At 42.0% G+C, this 17,304-nt stretch carries 16 protein-coding genes and 1 pseudogene; 10 read left to right on the top strand and 7 right to left on the bottom strand.

Annotated features, from left to right (window positions below; all coding sequences use genetic code 11):
* Positions 1–82 precede the first annotated feature (82 nt).
* A complete protein-coding gene (locus tag HZC12_02030; protein ID MBI5025507.1) occupies positions 83–835 on the bottom strand; it encodes a hypothetical protein in 753 nt (250 codons plus the stop codon).
* A gap of 118 nt (positions 836–953) precedes the next feature.
* Here HZC12_02030 and smc point away from each other — a divergent pair, with 118 nt between their 5' ends.
* The 7 genes from smc to amrB are packed head-to-tail and all read left to right on the top strand — an operon-like array spanning position 954 to position 10,211.
* Complete coding sequence (gene smc, locus HZC12_02025) at positions 954–4,496, top strand: chromosome segregation protein SMC (GenBank protein ID MBI5025506.1); 3,543 nt, start codon at positions 954–956, stop codon at positions 4,494–4,496.
* Positions 4,493–4,903 carry a PilZ domain-containing protein gene (locus tag HZC12_02020; protein ID MBI5025505.1) on the top strand — a complete coding sequence of 137 codons (411 nt, stop codon included), beginning with the start codon at positions 4,493–4,495 and terminating at the stop codon, positions 4,901–4,903. The genes smc and HZC12_02020 overlap by 4 nt, the downstream gene beginning before the upstream one ends.
* Positions 4,890–6,308: an FAD-binding protein gene (locus HZC12_02015; protein MBI5025504.1), complete on the top strand. Its 1,419-nt coding sequence runs from the start codon at positions 4,890–4,892 to the stop codon at positions 6,306–6,308. Before HZC12_02020 ends, HZC12_02015 begins: the two co-directional genes overlap by 14 nt.
* 53 nt (positions 6,309–6,361) lie before the next feature.
* Entirely contained in the window at positions 6,362–6,811 is a 450-nt protein-coding gene (locus HZC12_02010) for a 50S ribosomal protein L9 (protein MBI5025503.1), read from the top strand.
* Positions 6,812–6,858: 47 nt separating this feature from the next.
* Complete coding sequence (gene dnaB / locus HZC12_02005) at positions 6,859–8,214, top strand: replicative DNA helicase (GenBank protein ID MBI5025502.1); 1,356 nt, start codon at positions 6,859–6,861, stop codon at positions 8,212–8,214.
* Positions 8,215–9,411, top strand: a complete 1,197-nt coding sequence (locus HZC12_02000; GenBank protein MBI5025501.1) for an acetoin utilization protein AcuC — start codon at positions 8,215–8,217, stop codon at positions 9,409–9,411. It begins immediately after the preceding gene.
* Complete coding sequence (gene amrB, locus HZC12_01995) at positions 9,408–10,211, top strand: AmmeMemoRadiSam system protein B (GenBank protein ID MBI5025500.1); 804 nt, start codon at positions 9,408–9,410, stop codon at positions 10,209–10,211. The genes HZC12_02000 and amrB overlap by 4 nt, the downstream gene beginning before the upstream one ends.
* A 225-nt stretch (positions 10,212–10,436) precedes the next feature.
* On the opposite strand, the gene HZC12_01990 is transcribed toward amrB, so the two are convergent.
* Genes HZC12_01990 through HZC12_01975 form a run of 4 tightly spaced genes read right to left on the bottom strand, consistent with a single transcriptional unit; the run spans position 10,437 to position 12,678 of the window.
* Positions 10,437–11,240, bottom strand: a complete 804-nt coding sequence (locus tag HZC12_01990; GenBank protein ID MBI5025499.1) for a cytochrome c — start codon at positions 11,238–11,240, stop codon at positions 10,437–10,439.
* A gap of 16 nt (positions 11,241–11,256) precedes the next feature.
* Positions 11,257–11,757 carry a ferritin family protein gene (locus HZC12_01985; GenBank protein MBI5025498.1) on the bottom strand — a complete coding sequence of 167 codons (501 nt, stop codon included), beginning with the start codon at positions 11,755–11,757 and terminating at the stop codon, positions 11,257–11,259.
* A gap of 34 nt (positions 11,758–11,791) precedes the next feature.
* On the bottom strand, positions 11,792–12,286 hold the full coding sequence (locus HZC12_01980; protein MBI5025497.1) for a ferritin family protein: 495 nt from the start codon (positions 12,284–12,286) through the stop codon (positions 11,792–11,794).
* A gap of 44 nt (positions 12,287–12,330) precedes the next feature.
* Entirely contained in the window at positions 12,331–12,678 is a 348-nt protein-coding gene (locus HZC12_01975; GenBank protein MBI5025496.1) for a hypothetical protein, read from the bottom strand.
* Between the two features lie 220 nt (positions 12,679–12,898).
* Between HZC12_01975 and HZC12_01970 the strand changes: the two genes are divergently transcribed.
* Positions 12,899–14,584, top strand: coding sequence for an ammonia-forming cytochrome c nitrite reductase subunit c552 (locus HZC12_01970; protein MBI5025495.1), 1,686 nt, complete (start codon positions 12,899–12,901; stop codon positions 14,582–14,584).
* A 51-nt stretch (positions 14,585–14,635) separates the two neighbouring features.
* Here HZC12_01970 and HZC12_01965 read toward each other — a convergent pair whose 3' ends face one another.
* Both HZC12_01965 and HZC12_01960 read right to left on the bottom strand, forming a co-directional pair.
* A complete protein-coding gene (locus HZC12_01965; protein ID MBI5025494.1) occupies positions 14,636–14,806 on the bottom strand; it encodes a hypothetical protein in 171 nt (56 codons plus the stop codon).
* A 65-nt stretch (positions 14,807–14,871) separates the two neighbouring features.
* A pseudogene (locus HZC12_01960) lies at positions 14,872–15,217 on the bottom strand (Fe-Mn family superoxide dismutase).
* 342 nt (positions 15,218–15,559) lie between these two features.
* On the opposite strand from HZC12_01960, the gene miaB reads away from it, so the two are divergent.
* Positions 15,560–16,900: a tRNA (N6-isopentenyl adenosine(37)-C2)-methylthiotransferase MiaB gene (miaB, locus tag HZC12_01955; protein MBI5025493.1), complete on the top strand. Its 1,341-nt coding sequence runs from the start codon at positions 15,560–15,562 to the stop codon at positions 16,898–16,900.
* A gap of 11 nt (positions 16,901–16,911) precedes the next feature.
* The coding region (locus HZC12_01950; GenBank protein MBI5025492.1) for a tRNA (N(6)-L-threonylcarbamoyladenosine(37)-C(2))-methylthiotransferase MtaB at positions 16,912–17,304 on the top strand (393 nt) is incomplete at its 3' end.

Genomic DNA, 17,304 nt, shown 5'->3' with positions numbered 1-17,304 from the left:
TAAAGGGGTTAAAAGTTTTTTTAGGAAGGACCCATCCTGAATTTAAGAGAGAGTTTCCTGAGATTGTGAAAAAACTCAAGGGCTAAAACCTGGTAATTTTTATGCCGACAAAATTCATAGCGTGTAGATACTCTTTAAGAGGGACTTTTTTGACTTCTCCCGAGTCTTTGCCTTTCTGGCCATTTGCATGAATCAGGTAAAGGTTATTTAATTCTTTTTTCACTATTCCTATATGGCCAACTATTTCTCCAACCTGACGCTTTTTTGGGTCCTTAATAAAAAATACAATATCACCGCTATTGAAATTTCCAAGTGCTTTAATTGCCTGCTTTTTAGAAAGAATCGCTAATTTGTTTATCCCCCTTGAACCCCCTACATACGCTGTAGGGCCAAATGTCGATGTCACATCTTTACCCCATTTCCCGCTCACTATCATGTCCTCGCCATACTGAAACCTGTCACTGTAATTTAATACTCTGCTATCTTTAATCACACCCTTTGTGTGAAATCTCCTGTTTAGCGCTTCTTCCACTGCCCCTTCTGGGGTGTCACTCATGGCAAGCTCAACAGACCTAAAGACATGGTACATACAGTCTATCCTCTCGTCAGTAACAATAACCTCTTTTCTTACATACTCGCCGAGATAATCAGGGTCATAAGGTCTTCCTACGAAATGCTCAGCCCAGAAGGCTATCTTCTCCCCTGTGCTTTTGCCTTTCAGCGCCCGCTGGGTCTCAGCAATTTCTTCAGCCCCGAAGGCATTGCTTTTTTGACTTGATAGAGAAGTGGCAATGATATATATTATTACCATTATTGTTATTGTACGATGTCTCATAAAAATACTCTAATCAATTTTGCTATGTTTGTAAAGAAGCCCAAAAATAGAGATAGGGAAGGAAGAAAATGTGGTGTTGTGAAGATGCCCAACTTAGCTCTATTTTCAGGAAGCAATAATGCGTATTGAACGTATAGAGCTCATAGGTTTTAAATCCTTCTCTGACAAAACCGCTTTTAATTTCCATCCAGGTGTTACTGCCGTTGTTGGCCCTAATGGCTGCGGAAAAAGCAATATTGTAGATGCCTTCAGGTGGGTCCTCGGCGAGCAGAGCGCAAAGAGCCTCAGGGGCGAGAAAATGGAAGAATTCATTTTCTCTGGCTCGTCCTCAAAAAAACCAAAAGGCATGGCAGAGGTGAACCTCATCGTCTCAGGAGTTTATAGCGAACTTCCAACAGGTGAGCCGAATTCAGGAGAGATAACAGTTACAAGAAGACTTTCTAGGTCAGGAGAGAGCGAATACCTCATCAACAAAATACCATGCAGGCTGAAAGACATCAAAGACATATTTCTCGACACAGGCCTTGAGCTTAAGACTTACTCTATACTTGAGCAGGGCAGGGTAGCAGAGGTATTGAATTCAAAACCTCAGGACAGGAGGTTTTTAATAGAAGAAGCAGCAGGAGTAATGAAATATAAGATAAGGAAGGCAGAAGCCCTGCAAAAACTCGATGCCTCACGATCAAATCTCCAGAGGCTGCAGGACATAATTGCAGAGGTCAGACGGCAGATAAATTCCATCGACAGACAGGCCAGGCGCGCTGAAAAATATAAGAAGTTATTCGACAGAATAAAAGACATTGAGATTAAAATTGCTGTAAGGGATTCTAATTCTCTCAAAGAAACCCTTTCATCTCTTAAATCCTCTTATGAAAGACTGAAGGCTCAGGAAATCGAATATTCAACAAAATTATCCGAAATAGAGGCACAGATTGAAAGACGCAGAATCAACCATATAGAACAGGAAAAGGCCATTGAGGAACTTATGTTAAAGGTTCACTCCATAGAGAAAGAAATAACAGAGGGCGAAGGCAGGATTGCCCTCCTTAAAAGCGAATACGAGAACCTGAAAGAACAGATCAGGAAATTAAACTTAGAGGATAGTGAACTCAGGTCGAAAAAAACGTCCATGGAGGTCAGGCTCGGTGAACTTCTGCAAAAAGATGCTGACCTTCGCCTCGACGCCAAAAATCTTGAGGGCTATCTCGAAACGCATAGCGAGTCTTTCAGAAATCTTGAAGAAGAGATATGGGACCTTGAAGAGGCCCTTGAGGAAGAAAGAAAAAAGCTCTTTGAAAAGGCCGAATCCGTAAGCATATTGAAAAATGAGATATCCAATCTATCTTCCCAGGTTGATGCAATTAGCAGAAAAGAAGATAAAATCCTTGAAGGCAGGAATGCTATAAAAGAAAACATCACCAGCCTTGCAGCTTTGATAGAAGAGACAGATGCTGACTTTTCGGTTCTGAATTCAGAGCTTGAGGTAAGTTGCAGGGCAAAAGACGAGTTATTAAAGGAGTTGAATAATAAAAGAGAAAATCTAAAAATAGAAGAGGAAGCCCTTTACAGGGCGAGAGAGGAAATAGCTGCCTTGACATCAAGGCTCGATTCCCTCAAGGAACTTGATATAGACAAAAGGCCTGCCCTTGAGGGAATAAATATTCTATACCGCGTAACAGATATTTTTGAAACACAGCCTGAATATGATATTGCTATAGAGGCGGTCCTCGGCGAGAAACTAACCTCAGCAATCCTGAACGATAAGGAGGCAGTAAAAAAAGCTTTAAGTATTATTACTGAAAATAAAATCAGTAGAAGTGGCTTCATACCTGCTGATGTCAATCCCACGTCAGTCTTCAGTCTTCAGTCTCCAGTCCCCAGTCCTCAGAATGGGGGGATCATAGGCAGGGCCATAGACCTGGTCAAAGTCAAAGAAGGCTTTGAAAATATAGCGTTAAGTTTATTTGGTGATGTGGTGATAGTTAATGACCTTGATACCGCCTATCACCTGTGGCAAAACAACGAAAGCCGGCATTGTTACGTTACTCTTCATGGCGAAGTACTGGAGCCCTCGGGCCATGCCTCTGGCGGTATTGAAAAAGGCGTACTCAGGGTCAAACGCGAAATAAGAGACCTCGATGCAGGTATAAGAGAGAAAAAATCCTCCATGCTTGCCATAGAGGACAGGATTAACTCGGTTAAAGATTCCATAGCATCTATGGAAGATGCCCTTTTAGCCCTAAGTGATGATATAACTCAGAAGGAAAAGGCCAGGGGCGAATTAAAATCAAAAATAAATTCCCTTTCAGAGGAAAAAACACGTTATGAAAAACAGATGGGGTATGTATTAATCGAAAACGAAGAAAACCTCAAGGAAAAGGAAAGAATCCAGAATAACTCAAATGAAAAGACTTTAGCCCTGAAGTCTCTTGAAGATGAAAAACAGGCGCTGGATACAAATATAAAAGAGATACAGAATTCTATCACCCATAAAAGGACTTTACTTGAGTCGTTGCGAGCAGAACTTACAGAGACGAGACTTGCTCTCGCATCTCTTACAGAGAAAATTGATGCCTTAAACAGAGAGCATGAAGGGCTCAACGCATCAATGGTTGAGATAGATAAAAAACTTGAAGAGATAACAAAAGAACAGTCCATGCTCCAGGAAGGTATCTCTCAGCGGGAAACAGAAATAAGAGAAAAAGAGCAGGCCGTGAGAGATTCCGTTATCTTAGCTCAACAGTTACAAAGTGAATTCTCAAAAATGAAAGAATCCCTTGAAATTGAGTCTTCTAATTTAAGGGAGATGGAACATCAGAGAAAGGACACAGCGAGTTCTCTTGAATCTATGCGGTCAGAGGTCTCGCAGATAGAGGTAAAGAAAACCGAATTAGCCCTGAAACTCGAACACATAAAAGACATCATAAAAAATACATATTCAGTTGCACTTGACTCCATAGAGCCAACCCCTTTAGAAGAGGGGGATGAAGACAGCTCAGTTACCCCGATGTGTCGGGGCAACGACCTCCAATCTTTAAAGGACCAGCTTCAGGCAATAGGCCCTGTTAATTTAGGGACACTTGAGGAGTTCGAAGAGCTTAAGACAAGATATGAATTCCTGTCAAAACAACAGGCTGACCTTATACAGTCTATAGATAGCCTTGAAGAAGCCATTTCAAAGATAAACAGGACAACCAGGAAAAAACTGGAGGAAGCATTTGAGTCACTCAATGAGAAATTCAAAGAGGTCTTTACCTTGCTCTTTGGCGGAGGCAGGGCAGAGCTGGTTCTTCTGGAAGGCGATATTCTGGATGCAGGCATTGATATAATAGCGCAGCCTCCCGGGAAAAAACTCCAGAACCTGTCCTTGCTTTCTGGGGGAGAAAAGGCATTGGTTGCTCTCTCGGTCCTGTTTGCCGGTTTTATGGTAAAACCGACCCCCCTTTGCATCCTCGACGAAGTGGATGCACCCCTCGATGAATCAAATACAGAGAGATTTTCTGACATGATTAACGGCCTTTCTGAAAATATTCAGTTCATTATCGTTACACATAACAGAAGGACAATGGAGCTTGCGGATTATATTTATGGTATTACAATGGAAGAGGCAGGCGTGTCCAGGGTAGTCTCAATGCATCTGGCAGAGGAGGCAGTACAGTGAATAAAAGGTCATTCCAGCGATTCAGGGTGGACGATGAATGCAAGGCAAAAATTATATTCGCCCATGAAGTAAAGATACTGGATATAAGCAGTGGGGGAATGCTTTTTGAAACAACACGACGCATGAATACTAACAGTCGTTACAGAGTACAGATATCATCTGATAAAGGGAAGATGGCCCCTCTCTGTACTGTTGTTAGAGCAACATTAAAAGGCGCGATAAAGAGTGGCGAAAAGGGTAATGTTTTTGCTTTGGATGATGGGCCGGAAATAATAAGGTTAAAGGGTTGCGAAAAAACCATTCCATATTATCATGTGGCTGTGGAATTTCAAGGCTTAAATGACAATGAGAAGATTTTTTTAAAAGACCTCATATCATCCCTTTCCAGAAAACATGAAGCGGATTAGAGAGATATTGCCTGGCAGGGTATCAACCGAGCCAGAAGAATTACTCTGTTATAGCTTTGATGCATCCTCTATGGATGACCTTCCATCTGTTGTAGTAAGGCCACTCACTACCGCTGAAGTATCAAAGGCAGCGGCCTTTGCCTATGAAGGTGAAATCCCCCTGATACCACGCGGTGCTGGTTCAGGGCTGGCAGGCGGAGCTGTATCCCTGAAAGACTCTATTGTGCTGTCCTTAGAGAGGATGAATAAGATCCTGGATATTGATGAAAATAACCTCGTTGCTGTGGTTGAACCAGGGGTTGTAAACGCCCATCTTCAAAGGGCATTAGAGACAAAAGGGCTTTTTTACCCTCCGGACCCAGCAAGTATGGAGTTCTGCACCTTAGGCGGCAATGTAGCTACAAATGCAGGGGGGCCCAGGGCCTTAAAGTATGGTGTTACAAGAGATTATGTCCTGGGCCTTGAAGCCGTTCTTTCAGACGGCAGGGTTCTTACAACAGGAGTAAAAACTCATAAGGGAGTAGTTGGTTATGATTTAACAAGGCTTATTGTTGGTTCTGAGGGCACCCTTTCAATTATTACAAAGATATTCTTAAAGATACTACCTTTGCCTGAAGAGACAATAACACTTCTATGTGTGTTCCCTGGATTGGATTCGGCTGCAATGGCTGTCCCCAAGATTACAGCCAGTAGAATAATTCCGAGAACCCTTGAATTCCTGGATCGTGAGTCAATAAAAGCTGTTGAAAACTATAAACCAGTCGGGCTTCCAGAAACAGCAGAGGCAGTGCTCTTGATTGAAGTTGATGGTGCCAGAGCCTCGGTAACTGTGGATGCTGAAAAAATAGCAACTATCTGCACCTCTCTGGGGGCTGATGTCCAGGTAGCAGATGATGTCTTTGCAAAACAACGCCTGTGGGAAGCAAGGAGGGCTGTTTCGCCTGCCCTCTATCATATAAGTCCATCAAAGATAAACGAGGATATAGTTGTGCCGCGGAGCAAAATTCCAGAGATGATTCACTCATTAAAAAGGATAGCTGATAGACACCACATAAAGATTGTAAATTTTGGACACGCAGGAGATGGCAATATCCATGTAAATATAATGACCGATAAAGACAATCCTGATGAATATAAAAGGGCAAAATATGCGGTAAAAGATATCTTTGAAGAAACACTAAAATTAGGAGGCACTATTTCAGGGGAGCATGGCATAGGGCTGACAAAGTCTCCCTATATCGAAATGGAAGTCCCCCCAACCGCACTCGCACTCATGAGGGGGATAAAAAAGATTTTTGACCCGAAGGGCATAATGAACCCTGGAAAAATATTTCCGGTCGTAGCGACTCGAAGTCTACCCGTATCGGGCGAAGACTCGCTACGAGACTCGCATCGAGTTGATTGACAACAACCATGGCATATTATTAAAATGGAAATGAAAAACGGAAAGGAGTACCAATGAAAGTTATTTTAAAAGAAGACGTCAAAGACCTCGGCAGGATTGGAGATATATTAAATGTGGCTGATGGCTATGGAAGGAATTATCTTATCCCGAAGAATTTAGCTGTAGAGGCAAGTCCTAAAAACATCAAAAAGCTCGAGCATGAAAAAAATATAATCCTTGAGAAGGCAAAAAAAGTTAAACAATCACTTGAGGATCTGGCCAAAAAGTTATCAGGCATGACCGTAACTATCCAGGCCCAGGCAGGCGATGAGGACAAATTGTTTGGCTCTGTGACCAGCATGGATATAGCCGAAGCCCTATCCAGAGAAGGGATCGAGGTCGATAAACGGAAGATACTTTTAGAGGAGCCTATAAAAAGGTTAGGGACGTATAATGTTTCCATTAAACTGCATCCAGAGATAACAGCAAACGTTACTATAGAAGTCGGTAAAGACAATAGATAACAGATAAATTTGCCATTTATCATTTGTTATTTATCATTAAATAAAACATGAAAGAACTTGAAGTTGCCCTCGACAGATTACCCCCTCAAAATATCGAAGCAGAGCAGTCTGTCTTAGGTGCTATCCTGCTTGAAAATGAGGCCATAGCAAAGGTTCTGGAATTCCTTGCCCCTGATGATTTTTACAGAGATGCTCACAAAAAAATATTTAATGGAATGCTTGCTCTGTACGAGAGGAATGAGCCCATAGACCTAATCACACTTACAGAACATATGGGCAGAAAAGAACAACTCGAAGAGGTAGGCGGAGCCTCCTATCTCAGCTCTATCATAAGTCAGGTGCCAACCTCAGCAAACGTAAGATACCATTCAAAAATAGTAAAAGAAAAAGCAATTCTGAGAAACCTCATAAGAACAGCTACGGAAATTGTAACCATGAGCTACGATGATAATCTGGAAGTTAATGAGCTTCTCGATAGAGCTGAAACAAAGATTTTTGCCATATCTGAAAAAATGGTAAAAACCTCTTTTGTCCACGTAAAAGATATCCTGAAAGATACGATAGAGCTCGTAGACCGCCTTTATAATAAAAAAGAACTCATAACCGGGCTTCCAACGGGTTTTGCAGACCTTGACACGCTTACAACAGGCTTTCACCCAGGTGACCTTGTAGTCGTTGGCGCCAGACCTGGTATGGGCAAGACTTCTTTTTGTCTGAATATTGCCTCGTATGTTGGAATTGAGGCCAAGGTGCCTGTAGCTCTTTTCAGTCTCGAGATGTCCAAGGAACTAATTGTCTTGAGAATAGTGTGCTCAGAGGCAGAGGTGGACTCCAAGAGTGTCCGCTCGGGTTACCACAGCAAGGAAGATTATAGAAAGCTTGTAAATGCCGCTGGCAGACTGGCAGAAGCACCGATATACATAGATGATACATTCAACTCAGTGCTTGAAATAAGGGCCAAGGCCCGCAGACTCAAAGCAGAACATGGCCTTGGTCTTATAATTATAGATTATTTACAGCTTATGAGGGGTGAAAGCTCATATATTGGAAGAGAACAGGTAATTTCTGATATCTCACGGTCGTTAAAGGCCCTTGCCAAAGATCTGTCGGTGCCTGTTATAGTAATCAGTCAGCTCAACAGAAGCTGCGAACAGAGGGGAGAAAACAAAAGGCCAATACTTGCTGATTTAAGGGAATCAGGGGCCATAGAGCAGGATGCAGATACAATCCTGTTCCTGTACAGAGGTGAGTATTACAAGGCCTCAGACGCTGAAAAGGGGGTAGCGGAATTAAATGTCGCAAAGCAGAGAAATGGGCCAACCAGGACTATAAAAGTCACTTTTATTGACCAATATACTAAATTCAAAAATTATACAGGCCGTCAGCTCGACTGGAACGGCTGAATGTCGGAATCGACTCGTACCGAGAAAGCTGCCCTCGTCTATTCTGAGGACTTCCAGAAATACAACTACGGCCCTCAGCATCCATTAAAAATGGAGCGACTTAAGCTTACCTATGAGCTTCTAAAGGCTTATGGAGTGCTTGACTCTCCTGGTGTTGCTGTTTTTGAGCCTGAGTCTGCCCCTTATGAAGAAATAGTAACCTTTCACACTAATGAATATATTGATGTCTTAAAACTTATTGACGAAGGCATTTGTCCCGATAATGCGGGGCAGTATGGGCTTGGCTGGGGAGATAACCCTGTATTCAGCGGGATATACGCAGGCTCTTTACTCACTGTTGGCTCAACTCTTAAGGCTGTTGATATTGTATTGAAAAATATTGCTCCGGCTGCGTTTAGCATTGCAGGAGGTCTTCATCATGCCATGCCAGGCCGCGCCTCTGGATTCTGTTATTTAAATGACCCTGTAATTGGAATTAACAGGATACTCAGGGCAGGTAAAACAGTGGCTTATATTGATATTGATGCCCATCACGGAGACGGTGTTCAATTCGCTTTTTACAATACTTCAAAAGTGCTTACCATTTCTCTCCATGAAACAGGCTTTTTTCTCTTTCCAGGCACAGGAGACGTAACAGAAATAGGGAAGGGCAAGGGAAGGTGGTTTTCCGTAAATCTTCCATTTTATCCTGAGACAAGGGATGAGGTATATTTGTGGGGATTTAAAGAAATCGTTCCGCCCATTCTTGATGCCTTTAAGCCCGACATTCTTGTTACCCAGCTTGGTGCTGACAGCTTATATAATGACCCCCTGACACATTTAGAACTCACAAATCTTGCATTCAAGGAGATGGTTTCATTTTTTAAAAATCTTAAAATCCCATGGGTAGCGCTTGGCGGAGGGGGCTATAATATTTTAAATGTGGCGAGGGCATGGGGACTCGCCTTCTCTATAATGGCAGGAGTTGAACTCGACAAAGAGCTACCTGAGGCATTTAAAGAAATCCTGGCCAGAGAAGGAATTAATGCCGAATTGCCCGGCATTATTGATAGGCCTCTTGAGCAGAAAGACCAAAAAAAGCAGAGGCAATTTGCCCAAAAAGGTGTAGAATATATTAAAAAAGAAGTCTTCCCAATTCTTGGCCTTTCTTCAGATTCGTCTGATCCCGACTTTTCGGGACAGGAGGTAACAGCATGAAAAGAAGGCCTGCTGTAGCCGGGCAATTTTATTCTGGCACATCATCTAAGCTTTCTGCGCAGGTCAGCCAGTATATTGAAGCGTATCCCCTTAGAGAGAAAGTCTTAGGCATTGTTTCTCCTCACGCAGGGCTTATGTATTCCGGCGGTGTTGCAGGTGCGGTTTATTCAAAGATCGAGTTTCCTCATACGTTTATTCTTCTTGGCCCTAACCACACAGGGCTTGGAAGCCCTATCTCCATTATGGCCTTTGGCGAGTGGGAAGTCCCTACAGGTACATTGAAAATAGATGAATTATTGGCAAAAAAAATCCTCCAGTTCTCCGACGTCATTGAAGAGGACACCCAGGCACATTCAATGGAACATTCCCTTGAAGTTCAGCTCCCGTTTATCCTTCATTTCTCATCGGATGTCATGATTGTGCCGATTACAATGATGGCTAATTCCCTTGCGGATTGCAGATTAGTAGGAGATGCGCTGGCAAAGGCTATTAAAGACACAACATACCCTGTTGTTATTGTTGCAAGCTCTGATATGAGCCACTATGAAACTGACCCGGTAGCCAGGGCAAAAGATAAAAAGGCCATTGACAGGATCCTCAATCTCGACCCGGAGGGCCTTCATGAGACAGTCAGAAGGGAAAAGATAAGCATGTGCGGGTTTGCGCCTGCGACTGCTATGCTCTTTGCCGCAAACAGCTTGGGCGCCAGAGAAGCCGAGCTTGTCAAATACATGACATCAGGCGATGTCAGTGGAGATTATAGCTATGTTGTGGGCTACGCGGGGATAATAATAAAATAAGATTCTTCCCCCAGAAAGTTGCTAAAAAGGGTTCGAGAATGTTACATTTGCTGTCATTCCTGCGAAAGCAGGAATCCAGAAAGATATTAATAAAACTGGATTCCCGCCTGTGCGGGAATGACGACACTAAATATTCATGTCAACTTATTTAATGCGTTTGTATTAATCTGCAGATGAGTCAAAAATGAATTCTTGTATAAAGGCTTTCAGACATTTTGACCCCCCTTAAAGCGTATTTAAAAACGCAATGATGTTCAGCACATCATCTTCCGATAGGTAAGAAAATGACGGCATGTCCTTATAAGGATTCCTCAATTGAGTCGCTACATTCTCAGGGGTTGCCGGTTTCTTGCTTACAGGAAGCAGAGGGTTTTTTAGAATACCTTTATGCCCTGGACCCACAGCGGCTTTTGTACTGTAAGCATCGTGGCAGAAATAGCATTTGGATTCATAAAGTTCTTTGCCCTTTCTGATGCTCTCAGGGTCTGTTTTAACTGCAATCTTTATACCTTCATCTCGGTTACCCCGAAGTGTCGGGGCAACGACTTTTTTATCTGCTATTTTTGATGGGCCTTCCTTTTTGTATTCCATAATTTTATCGAAAGCCTTATCCCTTCCAAATTCAGTAACAAGCAGATAGTAACCACCAGAAGTACCGACCATACCAAAGGTGATCAGGGCAATTAAAAGTCCAATTGTCTGAACCTTTCCATAAAACTGTTTATAGATTCTTATAAAAGAGATTTTCAGGCAGAGGAGAACTATTACTGTGAAGGCAAATACGCTATGGAATATCCCGCGGGGAGAAAGCTCTGATTTGGAAGTTATAATAAAGTTCAGACAGAAATAGGCTATAAAGATAAATATCAAAAAATAAACTATTCCATTGGCCTTATGTATCTTCTTAAGTTTTGCAATATCATATTTCTTTTCGGATCTTCCAAGGATTTCGTACATTGTGAATATGGCAATAAAAGCAGAGAGAATTGTGATCAAAGATAAAATAGACTTTAGAAGCAGTGTAGACATTCAGCCTCCTTGATAATTATGCCCATGATGTGCCACCGTCCACTATGCTGTGTTCCTCCCACATAAACCAGCTCCCGGTGTCTGAGAGGAAGAAATATGTATTCGCAAAGACATCATAATGCTGCTGTTCTTCTTTAATAAGTCTCTCAAATAGAGATTTTTCCCTCCATGTTTGCGCTTCTGATGCAGCCTTTTTATAAAATTCAATCCCCTCTTTTTCCATCTGCATTGCGATCTTAAATGCTTCAAGCTCATCCGTGGTTGCCTCAACTCTCTGCATCATCTCATCCTTCATTGATTCAAAAATTGTCCTGATATTTTTCAACGGACTGACATCTTTGGCCTCTATGTTAAGCCCCTTGAATATTTGTGAGAGCATCTCAAGGTGCCTTTTTTCATCTTCTGTTATAGTCAGAAACATCTTTTTTCCAACAGGATGTCTTGTCTTTTCAGATGCCTCCCTATAGAAATTTATTGCATCCTTTTCCATCCTGATAGCTATCTCGATAGCATTCATCTTCTCCTCCTCTCTACGAGTCATCGACAGATTCTCATGGTATCTCGGAAAGGTTTAGCCTCACCTTTTTAAGATAATCGATATGTTTGCTTTCCTGCTCCATCATCTCTTGAAATACAACCCTTGCGTTATTATCTATAGTATCCCGAGAAAGCCTTCGATAAAGGTTATATGCCTTTCCCTCCATCTCCAGTGCCATTATTAGTGCTCCCATATCATCTATAAAATTGTATCCTTCTAATTTCGTCTCCAGGTCTTTTACAGGAATCCCTGCTTCTGTAACAGGTGCATCTGTTCTGTTTTTGAAGTCTTTAAAACTCTCTACATCCCTGTTGTCCTGTATTGATTGGTAAAGGAACTGAATAAAATCCATATGCTGTTCTTCCCATCGAGAAAGTTCTTTAAATGCGTTTTTAGTTTTTGAATTGATTGCCTTTTGGGCAGCCTGAGAATAGAAGTCCCTCGTCCCTTTCTCCATGAGAAAGGCTTCAATAAGTACCTGCAGTAAATCCTCTTTGCCTGTGAACACTATTCCAGGTCTTCTCTCACAAATTCCTTTATGTATTCCACCAATCAATGGTCTGCAATGCTCGCTTTGTATTCGGCAATGGCAGCTTCTCCTGCCTCTTTAAGCATGCTCTCTTTTGCATTTATCAACTTACTTGATGACAACTTAAGCTTCATGGCAAGCTGTTTTAAAGGCACGCCATTAGAAAAATGCATCTCTGCAATCAAGACCTTCAGGGCATCATCTATGATAGACTCTTTTATCTCCGTCCCGCATACTGCGGGATTCAGAACCGAACACGCCGCATCAAAGGATAGCCCCTGTTCTACATCGCTTATTATCTTTTTTACCGAGTCTTCGTACGCTGTCTCATCGAAACAGTCTTCAATCTTATCTGTTTTTTCTTTTTTCATGTTATACCTCTTTTGATTTAATTTTTACTATTTTACCATCTTTAGCAGAATATGTAATTATAGAAAAATTAACTTAAGACCTTGACATTATAAAGGCCAATCTGCTATTTCAATTATTTAGATAAGCCGTCCAAAATTTTAAGAAAGGGATAATAGGCTTAATAACGCTGAGCGTGTCTCTTAATCTTAATTAAGCATAAAACCTGAAAGGAGGAAGTGAATGAGCAAGAAGTTTTATGTATTACTGCTATCGTTCATAGCGATTGTTTTAGTTATGGGTATTTATTTCACAAGTGCAGATGCTCAGAAGGCAGCGACTGCCAAAGCTAAGCCAGCAGAAAAATCAGTAAACGTGGAGACGTGCTATGGGTGTCATGCACCCATTAAAGAGCTCCACGCAATGGGCAAACATGCAAAGATTAATTGTTCAAACTGCCACAAAGGGCTTGATAAGCATCTCAAAGGACCCAGCCCTGATACAAGACCTGCAACTGACACATCATGGGAAGCATGCGGTTCATGCCATAAAGAGCAGTATAACAGCTTTTTACAGACGGCCTATCACAGGCCTGCGAGGGATGAGAAATCCCAGCTCACAAACAGGTCTCCAAATCCATTCTGGGATAAACTTATGATGGGGCATGGTTTTACTAAAGAGCATAACCTTACAAGAAGCCACCCCTGGATGCTCATAGACCATCTGATTGTTGACAGGGCATATGGAGGAAGATTCCAGGCAAAGAATGGTTGGCTGTATACCACTGAAAAGGCAGGTAAAAAAGCATGGGATTTGCTTCAGGATAATTATCCTGATGTTAAAGAGCATAAGGCATTCATTCCCCAGAGTGCCCCTGCTGCAAATCCTGTTTGCTTACAGTGTAAGAGTCAGGACCAGATCCTGAAATGGGCATACATGGGTGACCCTGTAAACGGCGCCCAGTGGTCAAGGACATCTAAGGTATTTGAGCTTGCAAAAGACCTTCAGCATGGTCTTAACTGCATTTACTGCCATGACCCACATGCAGCAAAGCCGAGAGTCGTGAGAGACGGTCTTATAGATGCCCTCACAAGACCTGATGGAGACACCCTCTGGCATAAAGACCCGAAAAGAACAGGCATAAAGGTGATTGATATGGGTGTCAGGGGATTTACGAGAAAGATTGCCCTTCTTGATAAATACGACACAAGGCTCCAGTGCGGACAGTGCCATGTGGAGTATAACTGCAATCCAGGCTATGACCCAACAAATCCTGATACGTCCAAATACACAGTCACAATGGCGGACAGAAGGACAAACCATTTCCCATACAAGGATGTCTTTGATCTTTATGACCACTATGTAAATAAGGTTCACTTCCTTGACTTCAAACACGCCCTGACAGGGGGCCTGCTCTGGAAGGCACAGCATCCTGAGGCAGAGACATTCTACAGCTCAAAGCATGCAAAGGCAGGAGTTGGATGTAACGACTGCCATACCCCAAAGGTGAAGGACAAGAAGACAGGTAAAGTCTATACATCTCACTTTGCAGTAACACCAAAGGTTCAGCTTAAAGAGACATGCCTTAAATGCCATTCAAAGTGGACACCAGAACAGGCAGTGTATGCCATTGATTCCATTAAGGCATACACTAAAGGAAAGATGAGAAAGGCAGAGTTCTGGCTTTCTGCTTTAATTGATAAGATAGTTGAGGCCAAGAAGGCTGGTGTTGATGCAGAGGCTATAAAGAAGGCACAGGATCAACATCTGAGGGCACATATACTCTGGGAATACTGGACTGCCGAAAACTCAGACGGTTTCCATAATCCTGAGATGGCAAGAGAATCACTTACCATGTCTGTTGACGAGTCACAAAAAGGCATCAAGATTCTTACTGATGCAATGGCTGCTAAAACAACTGCAAAATAACTGATTAAACTTATAAGGCGGGGCAAGGTCCCCGCCTTTGATTTCATGATTTCAGGCCTTCATCTGCTTTATGAGCCTGCTGACCTCCCCTGCATCCGGGAACCTGAAGAGTGTGAATTTTGAGAAGATCAGTTTTCCATCTACAGTTACATCAAATACGCCACCACTGCCTTCTATAAGGGTTGCATCAACGCCAAGTTCATCTTTTATTTCTTCCCTCAACCTGAGGGCTGCTGGCTTATAGTTTCACTCGCCACAATACTTTATTTTTATATCCATCTGTTCTCCTATCTCAGCCTTGCTTCAACCGCTGACCAGCTAATATTTTTAAAGAAAGAATCTATGTAATCAGCTTTTTTAAGTCCATAATCAATCATAAAGGCGTGCTCAAATACATCCATTATTAATACTGGATTACACCCTGCTGGATGTGAGACATCGTGCTCATTTATCCAGAAATTTATCAGCCTTCCACCAGAGGCATCCTGATAAAGCACAACCCATCCAAGTGTCAAGCAACTTATTGGTGTTTGTCACATAACCCTGATAAAGGGTAAAATGATTTTTTAGCAATGTTTCGCTAAAACCCTCCATACCTATTAATTTGCTGTAATCCTTTGCTGTGTAAGGCATTTTCTCCTCCCTCCTCTGCATTCTTTAGGATATTCGATTCTTCTCCCAAAAAGTTGCTCCTTGAACCCTCTTAATTCACCAGCTATTGAATAACGCAAATGTAATGTCCTATGTACGCTCTCTCTGTCATTCCGCACTTGATGCGGAATCCAGTCTTTATGCTTTACTCTGGATTGCCCGATCTACTCGGGCAATGACAAAATAGGACATTACTTATATCTCGTTCAATAATTTGGAGATGAGCCGGATATTCTTAATACAATTTTTACCAGAAGAAACCCTTTCATGCAAGAAAAATTTAATTAAAAGATGTTAAAATTGTAACATAAAAAAGGTTTCTATATGGCAGAAGAATCAGAAATTTATAAAGAAAATCACCCCAAAGTCTTTATCTTGACCTTCGGATGTCAGATGAATGTCCACGACTCTGAGAAGATTGCGGGGATTTTCTCTGAATACGGTTATGGTCAGACTAAAACCCTGAAAAGCACTGACGTAATAGTTATCAATACATGCAGTGTCAGGGAAAAAGCCGAACAGAAGTTTTACAGCGAACTCGGGAGACTCAGATGCCTGAAAGAGAAAAACCCTGACCTTAAAATCCTTGTTGCAGGCTGCATTGCACAGCAAAAGGGAGAAGACTTATTTAAAAGGTTCCCTTATGTGGATTTAGTCTTTGGGCCTCAGAGCCTTAACAGCCTGCAAAAATGGATAAAGGAAAAATCAATCCGCATAGCCCTCAGCAATGACCCTGAATACCACCTGAAGACTCTGCCTTTAAAAAGGGAAGGGCAGGTTAGGGGATGGGTCTCGATAATGTATGGGTGTGATAATTTTTGTTCATACTGTATTGTGCCCTATACCAGAGGAAGAGAAAGGAGCAGGCCCGGCAAGGACATATGCAATGAAGTCAAAGCGCTTGCGGAAAAAGGATTCAAGGAGATAACCCTTTTAGGTCAGAATGTGAATTCATATGGGAAGGGCTTTGCAGAAGATGTGAATTTTCCTCGCCTGCTATATTTAATACACAATATAGAGGGAATTCAGAGGATCCGTTTTGTTACCTCGCACCCAAGGGATTTATCAAATGACCTTATAAAGGCAATGAGGGAATTACCAAAAATATGCGAGCATATACATCTGCCGCTTCAGGCTGGCTCTGACAAGGTCTTGTCCATGATGAACAGGGGATACACATACATTGAATATAAAGAGAAAATTGACAGGCTCAGAGAAGCAATACCAGATATATCGATAACAACTGATATAATTGTTGGTTTTCCAGGAGAAGGTGAAGAGGATTTTCAATGCACATTACGTGCCCTTGAAGAAATAGAGTTTGACGGTATATTCGCCTTTAAGTATTCAAAAAGGCCAAAGACAGCAGCACTCAACCTGCCTGATCACATAAGCGAGAAAATCAAGGCGCAGAGGCTCTCCATGGTCTTAAACCTCCAGGACTCAATCACATATAAAAAGAATAAAACCCTTGAAGGAAAAACCCTCGAGGTTTTAGTAGAAGGTTTAAGCGAAACCGACAAAGACAAACTTACTGGAAGGACACGGGCAAACAAGATAGTAAATTTCTATGGAAACTCCGAACACATTGGCAATCGTATTAATATAAAGATACTGGAGGCGAAACAACATTCATTATATGGAGAAGTAGAGAGTAGAGAGTAGAAGGAGTTTTTGTGAGGATAGCTATTGCTACATTGGGTTGTAAAGTAAACCAGTCAGAAAGCGCTTCTATAGAAGGAATACTGAGGGAAAAAGGTCACGAGATAGTCCCTTATGCTGACAGGGCTGATGTCTATGTTATAAATACATGTACAGTGACAACAAAAAGCGATTATCAATCGAGGCAGCTTATCAGAAGGGCTGTAAAATCAGGAGCCAAAGTTGTTGCTACAGGATGTTATGCACAGCTAAGACCTGATGAATTATCAAAGATAAAAGGCATTAGCTTGATTCTTGGAAATTCACAAAAAGATAGATTGCCTGAATATTTTAACAAGCTGTTCTTAAACAATGATATGCCCCCGGTCGTTGTTGAGGCTCCAGTCGGAGACTCGACTCTACGAGTT

The organism is Nitrospirota bacterium (assembly GCA_016214385.1).
Taxonomy (GTDB): Bacteria; Nitrospirota; Thermodesulfovibrionia; order UBA6902; family JACROP01; genus JACROP01.
Note: the sequence above shows the minus strand (reverse complement) of the source record. Positions and strands in the feature narration are given on the sequence as shown.